Source organism: Klebsiella sp. S69 (assembly GCF_016516145.1).
Classification (GTDB): domain Bacteria; phylum Pseudomonadota; class Gammaproteobacteria; order Enterobacterales; family Enterobacteriaceae; genus Klebsiella; species Klebsiella oxytoca.
Genome location: NZ_JACVUU010000004.1, coordinates 78484 through 91474 on the forward strand (window position 1 = coordinate 78484; position 12991 = coordinate 91474).

Genomic DNA, 12991 nt, shown 5'->3' on the forward strand with positions numbered 1-12991 from the left:
CCGGTTACTCCCCGAGATAGTGCTTCAGCGTCAGGCGCAGCTCGGGGCTCATGCGCTCCAGGTTATTGAACAGCCAGCGTAAATAGCCGGGATCGTTTTCCGCAACCTCGGAAACCGGCTTGCCGCGATATTTGCCGAAGGTAAAGGTGGATAGTAGCGCCGGGCGGCCGGTAATGGTCGCCATTTCCTCAGGCGTCCAGCCGGAGGTGTTGATAATATCGAGCAGCAGGGCGGCGGTGATGTAGCAATCATAAAGCGCCCGGTGATGATGCAGTCCCGGTGGCGTCGTGACGCTGAGCTTGCGCGACTTATATAGCCCCATATTGCTGTACTTGATGCCTGGCCACAGGCGGCGCGCCAGCTTCATCGTGCAGATCCATTCGCCCTGCATCTCTGGCAACACCCGACGGTCAAAGCTGGCGTTATGGGCGACATACCACGGACTGCCCATATATAGCGGCACAATCTCCTCGATCCACGGCTTATCGGCGACCATCTCTTCGGTGATACGGTGAATCGCCATCGCCTGCGGACTGATGGGGCGGTCGGGGCGAACCAGATGACTCATGGGATTGGTAATTTGTCCGTCGACTATATCAACCGAGGCGATTTCAACAATGCCTCCCTGCAATCCGCAGGTTTCTGTATCGATTACGCGCAGCATGGCTCGCTCCAGGCCAAAGAAACCAGCGTAATGCAACACGCGGGTCTTGCCAACTCGGATGTCCACAGGGGACGGGAATTATTTCTGTTTCGGTTCATAGGGCAGGCGAGAGAGCGAAACGGAGGCCAGTCGATGGGCAATCAGACGTTCGCGAAACCAGCCGCGCAGATGTTCGGGCTGTTCTCTTTCGACTAAATCGGCAACCACCGGCATATTGTAGCGTTCTTTAAACGCAACGCCCGCCGCGGCGAGATCGACATTCACTTTGTCCATCTCCTCCTGGGATAGTTTAGCCAGGTTCTTTTCCATCGGTTTCTCCTCTGATAACGCCGCAAAAAGTACTAAGCACGCGGCAAAAAGGCAAGTCTCAGACGCTTAGCTCGACTGCGCCATTATACAGGGTTATTCTCTGTGCTACATACATAACAAAAAGGAATGACAACTATGCCAATCATCGCCGGACGCGCGCTGCGTCTGTCTCTGTTTCTCGCCGGTTGCCTCAGCGCAGCAGGCGCATTCGCCCACGCCCATTTGCAACAGCAGCTTCCGGCCGCCGGCGCGGTGGTGGCGGCTTCACCCCAGGCGCTGACCCTCAACTTCTCTGAAGGCATCGAAACGCAGTTTAGCGGCGTGACCCTCACCGGGCCGCAGCAGAAGACCATCACCCTTGGTAAACCTGTCCGCAGCGACAGCAATAAGGCCGAGCTGACGGTACCGGTTGAGCAGGCGCTGACGCCGGGCGAATATACCGTTGACTGGCACGTGGTCTCCGTTGATGGCCATAAGACGAAAGGACAATACCCCTTTACCGTGAAGTAAGCCGATGCTGAGTGGAGTCTATGTCAGCTTACGCTTTATCCATTTTATCTCGCTGATCGTCGCTTTCGGCTGTGTCCTCTATGGGACATGGTGGGCGCCGGTAACCTTGCGCCGCTTAATGATGCAGCGTTTCTACCCGCTAATGCGCCATTTATTGCTGGCGAGCGCGCTGTCGGCGCTGCTGATGCTGATGGCGCAGGGTGGGCTGATGGGCAGCGGCTGGCCGGACGTCTGGCAGCCGGCTATCTGGCAGGCGGTTGCCGGAACGCAGTTCGGTAGCGTGTGGATATGGCAGATTTTACTCGCCCTTGTGGCGCTGGCGGTGGTCTGGCTGAAGCCCCGACGATCGGGACGTTTGCTGCTGGTCCTGTTTTGCGCACAGCTTCTGCTGTTGGCCGGCGTCGGTCATGCCGCGATGAACGACGGCTGGCTGGGGATAGTGCAGCGGACCAACCATGCTATTCATCTGTTCTGTGTTGCCAGCTGGGTTGGCGGTCTGCTGCCGTTTATCTACTGTCTTCGCCTGGCGCACGGTCGCTGGCGGCAGGCGGCGATTGCCACCATGATGCGTTTTTCACGCTACGGGCATCTGGCGGTTGCTGGCGCTATCGCCAGCGGCGCAGTGAATGCGCTGTTGATCCAGGGCGGGCTCATCAGCGCCTCGCCCTGGGGGCGTATGCTGTTGCTCAAATGTGCGCTGGTGGCGGCAATGGTGGTAATTGCGCTGGTGAACCGGTATGTTCTGGTGCCACGCATGTCGGCAGGCGGAACGCGAGCGGAGCAGCTTATCGTGCGGACCACGCAGATAGAAATTGCGCTGGGGGCGCTGGCGCTATTTGCCGTCAGCCTGTTTGCCACCTGGGAACCTTTCTGAATAAACTGGTTAAATCATGAAAAAAATCGTTCTGACAATGTTGTTATTGGCAAGTTCTGGCGCTGCGCTGGCGGCGCCGCAGGTGATTACCGTGAGCCGCTTTGAAGTCGGTAAGGAGAGCTGGGCGTTTAATCGGGAAGAGGTGATGCTGACCTGCCGTCCGGGCAACGCGCTGTTTGCCATCAATCCGAGCACGCTGGTGCAGTACCCGTTAAACGACATCGCCGAGCAGCAGATGAAAGACGGTAAGACCAACGCGCAGCCGATTTCTGTGATCCAGATTGACGATCCGCAGCAGCCGGGACAAAAAATGAGCCTGGTGCCATTTATTGAGCGCGCGCAGAAACTCTGCTGATCGATATTTTCATCCTACTGTTTTTACATAAAAATAACCGCCATCTCCCCATTCCGGGGGCGGCGGTTTTTTGTAGGCATACGCAATCCTGAGAGGAATTATTGGTTCCCTTTTGTCACGGACTGGAAAACCTGACACGGTAAACTATTCTTATAAGGCAAGGCGACTTAGCCTGCATTAATGCCAACTTTTAGCGCACGGCTCTCTCCCAAGAGCCATTTCCCTGGACCGAATACAGGAATCGTGTTCGGTCTTTTTTTATCTTTTTTTCAGCAATCGCAGATTCCCTTCTAAAAACCCCAGCAGCTTTTTTCGGGGCTTTTTTCTTATATCACAACAATAATTTCCTAAACATTTCTTTTACAAAAAAATCGCCTGCTAACCTTTTAATAGCTCACCGTCACCAGGACGGTATCGCTGTAGGTTCCCGCTGGCTGGTTGCTCTGGTTCGGGTTAATCTTCAGGGTGTAGCTTGCAGATTGCGCGGCGCCGGAGCCGGTCACGCTGAGATTGTTATTTTCCGTCCAGGCGCTGCCGTTGGGCTGGTAAAATTGATACTGCAAAAAGGCAGTCGGTTGGTTAGCGATGGGCTGGCTCATCTGCCGCCAGTCGCCGACGCTGGCGTTAGTACTGGCGAGATTGACGGTGTAGGCCGCGTTTTTTGTGCAGCGAATGGCAAGCTGGCCGCTGTAGGAACTAAAACCGGACGGGAGGGCGGCAGGGGCAAACTCGACGTCCGGCGCGCTGTCGATATAGCAAAAATTGGTCACCCTCACCGATACGTTGACCGTAGAGACCAGGGTGCCGTTATTCGGAATACATATCTTAATGCCCAGTAGATCGAGCCCGACGTAGCAAAAACGATACACCCAGGTAATGGTTAAGACATCGCTATAGGTTCCGGCGGGCACGTTGGCTCCCGGGGTGGTTCTGAAGTAGAGCGGCATGGTGCCATCGCTCGAGTTAAATAGCCCCAGCAGCTCAAGCAGCGTTGTCCTGGACCAGCTTATTACGCCGCCATCCTGATAGGCCGGCGAGCAGGATGCGTCAGAACAGATGCTGTAAGGGATGGCATCGCCGGCGCCGTTAAGCAGCCGGGGCACTCTGTTGCTCTGGTTAGCCGACGCCAGGGTAGCGCTTAGCGTGTTGGTCGAGTTCAGCGCCACCAGTTCCGGGGTGCAGTAAAACCCCGCGCCCGCCATCACGCCCTGAGGCGCGCTGTAGAGCGTAAAGGAATCGACAGGGCCGATCGCTGGCGCACTGGTTTTGATGCTGCAGGCGGCCAGCGCGTTGCTGGCTTGCCCAAGCGCTAAAAGCATCACGAATACCCGGATAATATTTTTCAATCTTATCTCCGCTATGAAGAGGGACAGCTGACCGGGCCTATCCGCTGCGGAACCGGCGTGGTCTCCGGAAGCTCGAACGGGATGCTGCATCGAAGCTCTCCGGCATTTATTTTGACTTCGTTAATGCGCCCGAGGTGCGAGAACCAGACCACGCCGTCGTAGCCCACCAGGGCGCGCTGTTGACTATTAACTTCCTCCACCGGCGTACCGACCGGTAGCGGTTGTCCCTGAGCATCGACGAAGATGAGCGTTGCCGAGCGCACGCGGTTAACCGGGAAATCAACCAGCGCGCCGCTGCCTTCGCGTACGGCGATGCGTTTTTCCACCGTGACGGCTTCGGTATCCGTGGGCAACGGCAGCGTATCGAGGGTGACCTTTCCCGGATACCAGGCCGAAGCCCAGGGGATCAGCAGATGACCATTTTTATCGGTCACGCCGACTTTGCGGTTTTCATAATTCACCGCAATGTTTGGATAGTTGCCGGTAGAAACGACGATAAAGGCGTCGTTAATTTGCCGGGCGAAAAACAGACTGTTATCCATCAGCACGACCGAGCCTGCGGCCTCAAACCAGCTGTGATGATCGTCACGCGACCCGTAATAGCCACCGCTCAGCGTGGACACGCGATTAATCCAGGTCAGATCCGCCTGACTATAGTTATTGCCGCCGATCGAATGGGCGAGGTTCCAGCCCAGCCCGCCTTCCGCCGGGGCAGAGCGACTAACGTTGATATTTTCCCCCCATTGGCCTGAGCTGGATCGTTGACCGCTTAGCTGCACGGAGCTTTGCGAATCGAAAGGGATAATGATTTGCAACATGCTGGCGTAGCTATTGTCCTGCAGATCGCGGTTTACGCTCAGGTTGAGGCTGCTGCTTTGCCACAGGCTGCGGCTCCAGGAGAGGTTCATGAGCCGGGTATGTGAATTATCCTCGGCTTTGATATCAAAATAGCCAATGCTGAAAGATCCGAGCGCTCTGTCCCATGGGCTCAGGCTCAGCGTCGCCTGATCTGACTGACGGCTTAATGCGGCGACAGAACCGTAGGTGCTGAGGTTGTTGTAGTCGGCGCTGCGGCGAATATGCTGATAGTTCACTCCCCAGCTGCTGGCGTAATAAGAGTATCCGGCGGTGAGTTGATTGCCGCTGCCGTCGCCCCGGCTGGCGCTGGTCGACAGGCTGAGGGTGCCCAGGTTCCCCACGCCGATATCGCTGCCTATTCCGGCATTGGTTAATCCTTTGCGGTCTTCCGTATGCGTCGACAGCGTGAGCCAGTTGTTGACTCCATAGCGATAAATTGCGCTCAGCGCGCCGGCGCCATAATCGGCACTCTTGATACCGTAGTTGTTGCGCAGGGCCCCAAGGGTGAAATCAAAATCACTCAGGCCTTCGCGCAGCAGGGTGTTGGAGACATAAAAAGGAATGCTGGTGGACACCTGACGACCCAGGGCATCGGTGGTCACCACGGTAGCTTCGCCGGCGCCGCTGATCCAGGGAACGTTGGTCAGCGTATAGGGGCCACCATTGATTTGCGCGGAGCTGGTTTTATAGCCGTTAATAAACAGATCGACGCTTGAAGGAACCGCCGCGCTGCCGGATAAATTGAGCAGCGGATACGTCACCAGATCCGGGCGAACGCTGAAGTTACGGCTCAGCCGGAGTCCTCCCATTCGTACTGAACTGCTCCAGGTCAGGGCGTTACTGACCACATCCCCGGCCTGGTAGCTAATCATCTGTTCGCTGTCGCTGTATTTCCACAGGGTGTCGTAACGCATAAAGCCCTGCTGCTCGTAGCCCGTCGAAGACCAGTTTTGCCGGATGACGGCATTGTTAGAAAGAACGCCTGGCGGCCCGAAGAGGCGCGTCTCGGTATAGGTGCTGGTGGTTTGCGTTCCGCCGGACGAGAAGAGGCTGTAAGCGTCATAGTTAAATAACATGCCGGGACTGCTTATCGCGGCTTGGTAGTTTTGTCCCGTCGTCTCCCCGATGCGCTGCTCGGGAAGCCAATTGTCCGGCACCCGGAGATTGAGCATTTGCCCCGGCCGATCGTATTCCACTTTAACCGAGGGGATCGTCGTCACGTCAACCAGCGCATCTTGGGTCTGTAAGGGAATATGCGACTGGCGCAAAACGTCGGCGGCGATCCAATAGCGACCCGCAATAACCTTTACCGGAGCGGCGCTCGCCAGGAGATTCCCGTTGACCGATACGCTGAGATACAGCTCATACTCCTGCTTATCGCTGTATGAAGCTGCTGGCGCAGGCAACGAATCATAGGTCGCAGCGCAGGCCGTTACCGACGCTAGTGCCAACAGCCCTCCGGTCGCGGCCCTTTTCAGATCGCGCATTATCAACGATCCGCCGGAATTTCCACCGCCTGGCCGTTATCCGTTAATTTCGCGAACAGGTGCATGCCTGAGGGGACTGAAGCGTTTCCCACCAGCGGGAAACAGCTCTTTTTCTGCGCCAGCACGTAGCCGAGCAGGCCATTGGCCTGAGCTATCTGGCCCTTGCCACCGGCATTGGCCCAGTAAACCGCGCTGAGCCGGGCATGCTGATTGCCGGTATTGTCGATGCACAGCGTCTGGCGGCTATTTTGCCGCGAGAGCGACCAGCGCAGCGTGGTTCTTACCGCTTCCACGGATCCATTGTTCTTCAGCGGGTTGATGCCCTGTCCGTAGGTAAACAACGGCAGGACATAGCGCATGCGCATTTTCAGCCCGGCGGAATTCTGTTCCTTCTGCGCCGTCGGTTCAGCGGCAGGGATCTCATCGATAACAATACGGTAGGATTGTTCTTTGCCAGCCGTGACGGGGGCGATGCGCATCAACCGTACCAGCTGACGCTGGCCGGGCGCGACGGTGAAGGTGGGCTGGCGACGACGTCACGCTGATCGGCATAGGCATCGGACGACCCTTTTTGGTCCCAGGAAAAAACGCGCAGCTGTAAATTAACCGGGGTAGCACCGCGGTTTTCCAGCCACAGCTCTGACCCCTTTTCGTGGCTTTCGATAGTCTGGAAGATGGGCCAAACGAGGACGGAGCTTGCGGTCATAACGGAGCAGGGGAGAGATAAAGCGAATGTAAACAGCGCAAATCTACAGCGAATCATAGTTAACCTGTGATGATTTAATAGGTCAGCGTGACGGTGACCGTGTCGGTATAGGAGCCCACCGCCGGGAAGCCATTCGTGGCAAAAAGGCGGCCATAAACCGTATAGGTTTGCGTGGAGCTCGGAAATGATGCAACGCTCAGGGCCAGCGTACTGTTGCCCCAAACGTTAGCGCGGTTGGCATCCTGATAAAGTTGATAGGCCAGCGTGTTGCCGCCGCCGTTCGACATATAGCGCCGGGTGGCCGAACCGCCGTTTACGCCATAGTCGAGAGCGATTGAGATAGCGGTGCCGGGGGTACAGGTCACGATGATTGAGCCGGCGCCGGAAGTACTGGCGACATCAACATTGTTATAAAGCGATGACAGAGTGCCAAAACTCAAGGCGCCGAAATCCGTCGTTTGGGAGCCATCCCCCGCGCCAAGCGCGCAGCCAGCGGTTATCTGCGCGGAGACTTTGAAGGTCTTCTGGACAGTAGCGGCGTGGGCGCCCGAGGTAAAAAGCAGAATTAATGTAAGCCACTCTGGTCGAAGCATGACGCCCATTTTCCTTATGCGATTACCAGGTTAACGTTGCGGTTACGATGTCGTCATACACATCGGCTGTCGGCGCGTTGACGCTCTGGTCCTCGGGGCGAATACGGGCAAAAACGGGGATAGCCTGCGGGTTGCCTGTGCCTACGATAGCGATTGTTCCGCCGGGTAAAATTTCCTGACTGCGGGCGGCATCCGCATAGAGCCGATAAGCAATCTGCTGGTTGCCTGCCGCGTTTTTCATGTAACGCAGAGCAGCGTCGCCATACTGGCCGCCGTCCAGCGTCAGCGTTGAGTCAAGATCTTCGGTACAGGTCACGGTAAGCGCGTTACCTCCGCCGCTTCCGGTGACGCTTGCATCAATGGAGTTGGCTAAATCACCGTAGGCGCCGAAATTAATCGTGCCCCAGCGGTTGTTTTCTCCATTTCGGACGTTCGATACGCTGCAGCCGCTGCCAAGTGTGACCTGAACACTAATCTGGCCGCTTAATGTTCCCGCTGCGGAAGCCGGTTGCGTAAGAACTATGGCGCTCAGTAAGCCGCCCAGGATACTGCGCGATATCGTTTTCACGTTCATCGAAAACCTCTTAGTGGAAAGCCGCTGAAGAAAAACAACAATGTAGCGATAGTCGTGGGTCACCGTTTAACAACCACGGTTTTGTTGGTTAACGTATAGCTACTTCTATGGGATATGGGTAACTTTGCGTTTATGACTGTGTTTTGGTTGTGAAATAGTTTTTTAGTCTGACTTATTGCTATTCTGTTGAAATAAAATTCCTTATGTTAATATTTTGTTGGTTTTATGTGTTTTCTTTGTTTTTTGAAGGGGCGAAAAGAGAATGCGATTTTTTTAAAATCACAATCGGGCCCAAAGTTTGAAACAAAAAATCTGGACAAAAAGGCGTGTGTAGACACTTACCGTGCGGTTGAGCGACAACGAGGAGAAAACACCTGCACGAAATCAGGCCCATAGTGCAGGTGAACTTTACGGGCCAACATCGGAAGTGACCCAGTATACACATTTGTATGACAAATAGAATAATAGATAAGAAAACGCCTCAAATTTTTTGCCTATTATTTTAACGGCGCTTGTCCGAGGTATTGCAAAGAAAGGATAGGCAGCTTAGAGGCGACAAAGAAATAACGCCCAGGGCATTATTCTGGCGTCACAAAAGAGGGGTACAGCGTTGTTTCAAGGTAGCTAACAATGAACCATATTTCGTCACTAAAAATAAACCAGAGAGCAGCGGACAAAATAATCAACAGGATAGCCAGCAGGAGTATTTCTGTTTTGCTCATAACTTCACTAGCCGTCCGCAAGGAGTACAACGAAGTTATGATAGTAACTAAAGCGGCGTAGAAGATGCAAACGCCGCTGTGCTAAACGGCGTTGATGAAACGTTTGCAGCGTTAATCCATGAGAATTGTCATCTGCGCAGCCATATCATCCAGCAGCTGGAAGCGGCGACGATATTCAGCGCGCTTCTTACTGGCAATGCTCTCAAGCGTCTTTCTTTCCAGCTTCAGTGGTAAGCGCCAGCGCCATGCACCGTCGGCTACCCCTTCGATAGATTGCCAGAATTCATCATAGCTGGCGTGGAAATGGCGCCCTTTGCTCAGACGATAGCGCAGCGCGCGGAAGACGTGACCGTTATCGCTGACTCCGTAAATATGTTGAATGCCGCAACGCGCCGCCATTAGCCAGATAAACTCCATCAGCAGGCGTTTCGGGAACAGACCGTAGCAGGCGCGGGTTGCTCGTTTAATCACTTCATGCGAAATATTGCTACGCGGCCCCTGCAGGCCGCCAATAGTCAACTGCCAGCAATCCTGCTGACGGGAAACGCTAAAAGTCGCGCTGGCGAGCACGATCCCATCGCCATCGCGCAGCCATAGGGACGTTTCACCCTCGCGTTCAGCTTTGCCCGCCGAGGAGGCGGAAAGCGTAAACCGGCTGTCGTCCTTGCCTGCCAGCTCAAGCAGCGGCAGCTCATTCGCTGCGGTCATGGCATCAGCCAGGCGCGATCCGCCCAGCGAGTCGACAAACTGGTAGTGGCTGATAATCGCGTGCGCGCGCTGGCTGGCGTTGAGCCCGCGGGTTAAATACTGACGATGAACCTTGCCCGGCAGAGTCACCTGAGCGGTCAGTAGCTGATTGAAGTCCGCGCGCGCCGACAGGCTCTCCAGCATGCTGCGCGTTGGCGCATAAAATAATGCCGTGCGCAGTAAAAACTTCAGCCGGTAATTACGTTTTTGCCAGATGGGTGCAGGGGTGAGTCGCCCCATCACCAGGTCGGCAATAAGATTGGGGCGTCGTTCAACGACCCCGGCTGAATGCAGGCTGTTATCCGTCACGATGAATACCTCGTTGTTATTTAGCCTCTATTCTAGGGATATATCGTGAGGAGCTTAATGCCCTGGCGGACTATATTTGGCTTTCGTTTAAACTCGATTGAGGTGGCAATATTACGCCCGCGGCAGCGGGAGAATTTTCCTATAATTAGGTCAGGAGGACGAAATATGTATCAGCGTATTAACGGTTCCGCCTGGCGTAATATCTGGCTGGTTGGCGACCTGCACGGCTGCTTTGCGCGGCTGATGGAAGCCCTTCGCGAGCGCAGGTTCGATCCTTACCAGGACCTGCTTCTTTCCGTGGGCGATCTGATCGATCGTGGGCCGCAAAGCGCGGAGTGTCTGGATTTACTGCGCTATCGCTGGTTTTTCGCGGTGCGCGGCAACCATGAACAGATGGCGCTGGATACGCTTGCCGATGGCGAACCGATGCTCTGGGAAATGAACGGCGGTGGCTGGTATACGCAACGCTCAGAACAGCAGAAAGAGCGCCTCGCGCCGCTTATCGCCCGCTGCCGTCATCTGCCGCTGATTATTGAGCTCCACAGCGCTGAGCAGGTACATGTTATCGCCCATGCGGATTATCCGGCGACGCTTTATCGCTGGCAGCAGGCGGTGGATGAGCATCAGGTGCTGTGGAGCCGACAGCGTCTTACCGATCATCTCTCCGGGCGTCACGGCGCGATTGCCGGTGCTGACCACTTCTGGTTCGGCCATACGCCGCTTAAACGGCGTTACGACTACGATAATCAGCACTATATTGATACCGGGGCGGTATTTGGCGGGGAGTTAACCCTGGCGGCGCTACAGAGGACGGGCTAAAAGTCACTGTACTCCTGGGCGGGCAGCCAGAAACTATCGATAAAATCCTCTACCGGAAAGCAGCCGCCGTGACGTATTCGCTGATCGTCCATCGCTGCGGTGCACTGCCGTTCGTTATCGTACACATCCACAACGATATCTTCACAGCCTCCGTCGAGGTAACAAATAAACAGCACTAAGGCAAACATCCCGGTCTCATATCCTGAAAAACATAGTTATAAGTGTAGGAGATGTCGGGAAAGCAGGGGGAATAAATAACCCGTCTCAGGCGACGGGTTCCTTTGAATCAGGCGAGACGCATGATCCAGGCATCGGACTGACGATCGTAGTGCTTACGGTAGAGGACGGAATGTTCACCATCAAGTATGGCGGGTACGCTGGTGTCCGCGTCCCATGCATCTAGCTGCATACATAAATCCGGATCGGATTTGCAGGGTATGCTTAACGTTCGCTCTCCCTGCTGTTCGCCGTGCAGTTCGGCGTCGTCTATTTCAAACGCGCCGATACGTACGCTGGTTTTACTCATAAATTCACCCCGTTGATCTGCTGATTTGTGGTACGACCAGTTAAGGCCGCCATTTTTCAGCGTAGACAAAGGTGCGCAAAGCGCCAGTGAAAAAATGCTGTTTTTCCGTTCGTCATCACGCTTTAGTGCTAAAAAGCTTTCCGTCGCGCACCAGTTCACGGGGATAGCTGTTTTTTAAACGCGAGCCGATTTTTTTCGCCAGCCCCAGCGGCGCGCCCTGAAACGTGACAATAACATCATCCTGCTGCGGCGGTACTGCAGGATAGACGTCACGACCGCGGTACCACTCTTCCGCTTCGGCCTGGGTCAGCTCAAAAGGGGCATCAGGCGCGGCAAGCGCAATGACCGCTTCGTGCTGCCAGCGATAGCCTTTGTTGTGGGTTTCGGCAAGACGGATACCGATGCGGGAAAAGCGCACTTTGCCGAATAGCGACTCGAGCGCGTGAGGGAATAGCCAGATTTCTTTATCCCGCTGCCAGAGCGTATGGTCAGCGCCCCAATGCAGGCCAACGGCGGCAGCGGCGGTCGCAATGGCGGCCGATTCGCGGCTTTTAAGCGGGATAAAGGGGAATTTACCGACCTTATAACCCGGCGCCGGCAGCGGTGCGATGGCGGCGGTTTTACGCAGACGGGCGACGAAGAAGCCTTCGCAATCGAAAATCTGCGGGAACACGTGCAGGAAACCCTCTTCGGTTAGCGCCTCGCTGGCCTGCGGGAACAGCGAACCGAGCGGCAGTACCTCTGCCGCCTGCGGATAGCGCGCCAGTAGTCCGTTGACCACGTCTTCGTTTTCTTGTCGGTTCAGGGTACAGGTGGAGTAGACCAGCGTGCCGCCGGGGCGAAGCGCATGAAACGCGCTGTCGATAAGCTCGCGCTGGGTCTCGGCGATACTGGCGTTGCTTTCCGGCGACCAGTTTTTTAACGCATCGGGGTCTTTCCGTACCACGCCTTCGCCGGAGCAGGGGGCGTCGAGGAGAATCGCATCAAAACACTCCGGCAGCGCGGCGCCGAATACGCGCCCATCAAAATGGGTCAGCGCCACGTTGCCGATCCCGCAGCGGCTGATATTGGCGTGTAGCACTTTAACCCGGCTGGCGGAATATTCGTTGGCCAGGATCCCGCCTTTATTGCCCATGCGCGCGGCGATCTGGGTGGTTTTTGACCCCGGCGCGGCGGCGACGTCCATCACCCGGTTCGGCATATTTCCGTCGGCAAACAGCGCGGCGACCGGCAGCATGGAGCTCGCTTCCTGGATGTAAAACAGCCCGCTGAGATGTTCAGCGGTGCTGCCCAGCGGCAGGGCGTCTTCTTCCTCGCGATCGATCCAAAAACCCTCCTCACACCAGGGTACCGGCGTTAGCTGCCAGCCGTAGGGGGCGACCAGCTGCAAGAAGTCAGCCACGCTGATTTTTAGCGTATTTACGCGAAGGCTTCGGCGCAGGGGGCGCTGGCAGGCGGCGATAAAGTCAGCGAAAGAGAGATGCGTCGGCATTGCCGTACGCATTTGAGCGAGGAATTCTTCAGGAAGATAGACAGCGTTTTGAGCCACGGGGAGCGCACCACAACGAAAAAAGGGGGCGTAGTTTACCATA

Annotated in this window: 17 protein-coding genes; 4 read left to right on the plus strand and 13 right to left on the minus strand. The window is 55.8% G+C overall.

Annotated elements, in window-relative coordinates; genetic code table 11:
• Nucleotides 1-4: 4 nt before the first annotated feature.
• Nucleotides 5-664 carry an exodeoxyribonuclease X gene (exoX, locus tag IAE27_RS05755; protein ID WP_004103360.1) on the minus strand — a complete coding sequence of 220 codons (660 nt, stop codon included), beginning with the start codon at nt 662-664 and terminating at the stop codon, nt 5-7.
• A gap of 78 nt (nt 665-742) precedes the next feature.
• The gene (locus tag IAE27_RS05760) at nt 743-973 is read right to left on the minus strand and encodes a DNA polymerase III subunit theta (protein ID WP_004103351.1); all 231 of its coding nucleotides are present in this window, start codon (nt 971-973) and stop codon (nt 743-745) included.
• Between the two features lie 135 nt (nt 974-1108).
• On the opposite strand from IAE27_RS05760, the gene yobA reads away from it, so the two are divergent.
• The 3 genes from yobA to IAE27_RS05775 are packed head-to-tail and all read left to right on the plus strand — an operon-like array spanning nt 1109 to nt 2712.
• The gene (yobA, locus tag IAE27_RS05765) at nt 1109-1483 is read left to right on the plus strand and encodes a CopC domain-containing protein YobA (protein ID WP_142475218.1); all 375 of its coding nucleotides are present in this window, start codon (nt 1109-1111) and stop codon (nt 1481-1483) included.
• Nucleotides 1484-1487: 4 nt separating this feature from the next.
• The gene (gene copD, locus IAE27_RS05770) at nt 1488-2357 is read left to right on the plus strand and encodes a copper homeostasis membrane protein CopD (RefSeq protein ID WP_004103346.1); all 870 of its coding nucleotides are present in this window, start codon (nt 1488-1490) and stop codon (nt 2355-2357) included.
• Between the two features lie 16 nt (nt 2358-2373).
• Complete coding sequence (locus IAE27_RS05775) at nt 2374-2712, plus strand: YebY family protein (RefSeq protein WP_023321222.1); 339 nt, start codon at nt 2374-2376, stop codon at nt 2710-2712.
• Between the two features lie 386 nt (nt 2713-3098).
• Here the strand turns inward: IAE27_RS05775 and IAE27_RS05780 are convergent, their stop codons facing one another.
• From IAE27_RS05780 to IAE27_RS05810, 8 genes are all read right to left on the minus strand, one after another.
• The gene (locus IAE27_RS05780) at nt 3099-4058 is read right to left on the minus strand and encodes a spore coat protein U domain-containing protein (RefSeq protein WP_004113762.1); all 960 of its coding nucleotides are present in this window, start codon (nt 4056-4058) and stop codon (nt 3099-3101) included.
• A gap of 11 nt (nt 4059-4069) precedes the next feature.
• Nucleotides 4070-6403 carry a fimbria/pilus outer membrane usher protein gene (locus IAE27_RS05785; RefSeq protein WP_154022460.1) on the minus strand — a complete coding sequence of 778 codons (2334 nt, stop codon included), beginning with the start codon at nt 6401-6403 and terminating at the stop codon, nt 4070-4072.
• A 2-nt stretch (nt 6404-6405) separates the two neighbouring features.
• Nucleotides 6406-6882 carry a molecular chaperone gene (locus IAE27_RS29565; RefSeq protein ID WP_261983006.1) on the minus strand — a complete coding sequence of 159 codons (477 nt, stop codon included), beginning with the start codon at nt 6880-6882 and terminating at the stop codon, nt 6406-6408.
• A complete protein-coding gene (locus IAE27_RS29570) occupies nt 6882-7109 on the minus strand; it encodes a hypothetical protein (RefSeq protein WP_227685238.1) in 228 nt (75 codons plus the stop codon). The genes IAE27_RS29565 and IAE27_RS29570 overlap by 1 nt, the downstream gene beginning before the upstream one ends.
• Before the next feature lie 74 nt (nt 7110-7183).
• A complete protein-coding gene (locus tag IAE27_RS05795) occupies nt 7184-7702 on the minus strand; it encodes a spore coat U domain-containing protein (RefSeq protein ID WP_070557030.1) in 519 nt (172 codons plus the stop codon).
• Between the two features lie 22 nt (nt 7703-7724).
• A complete protein-coding gene (locus tag IAE27_RS05800) occupies nt 7725-8276 on the minus strand; it encodes a spore coat U domain-containing protein (RefSeq protein ID WP_004103335.1) in 552 nt (183 codons plus the stop codon).
• Nucleotides 8277-8854: 578 nt separating this feature from the next.
• A complete protein-coding gene (locus IAE27_RS05805; RefSeq protein WP_142447463.1) occupies nt 8855-8998 on the minus strand; it encodes an Ecr family regulatory small membrane protein in 144 nt (47 codons plus the stop codon).
• Nucleotides 8999-9109: 111 nt separating this feature from the next.
• Nucleotides 9110-10054: a VirK/YbjX family protein gene (locus tag IAE27_RS05810; protein ID WP_200092126.1), complete on the minus strand. Its 945-nt coding sequence runs from the start codon at nt 10052-10054 to the stop codon at nt 9110-9112.
• Between the two features lie 165 nt (nt 10055-10219).
• Between IAE27_RS05810 and pphA the strand changes: the two genes are divergently transcribed.
• Complete coding sequence (gene pphA / locus IAE27_RS05815) at nt 10220-10873, plus strand: protein-serine/threonine phosphatase (protein WP_004113754.1); 654 nt, start codon at nt 10220-10222, stop codon at nt 10871-10873.
• Here the strand turns inward: pphA and IAE27_RS05820 are convergent.
• The 3 genes from IAE27_RS05820 to rsmF all read right to left on the minus strand — a co-directional run bounded on the left by IAE27_RS05820 (nt 10870) and on the right by rsmF (nt 12948).
• A complete protein-coding gene (locus IAE27_RS05820; RefSeq protein WP_004103330.1) occupies nt 10870-11061 on the minus strand; it encodes a YebW family protein in 192 nt (63 codons plus the stop codon). The two genes, pphA and IAE27_RS05820, sit on opposite strands and share 4 nt — an antisense overlap.
• 98 nt (nt 11062-11159) lie before the next feature.
• Entirely contained in the window at nt 11160-11399 is a 240-nt protein-coding gene (locus tag IAE27_RS05825) for a YebV family protein (RefSeq protein ID WP_004103329.1), read from the minus strand.
• A 115-nt stretch (nt 11400-11514) separates the two neighbouring features.
• On the minus strand, nt 11515-12948 hold the full coding sequence (gene rsmF / locus IAE27_RS05830) for a 16S rRNA (cytosine(1407)-C(5))-methyltransferase RsmF (RefSeq protein ID WP_072031422.1): 1434 nt from the start codon (nt 12946-12948) through the stop codon (nt 11515-11517).
• Nucleotides 12949-12991: the final 43 nt, after the last annotated feature.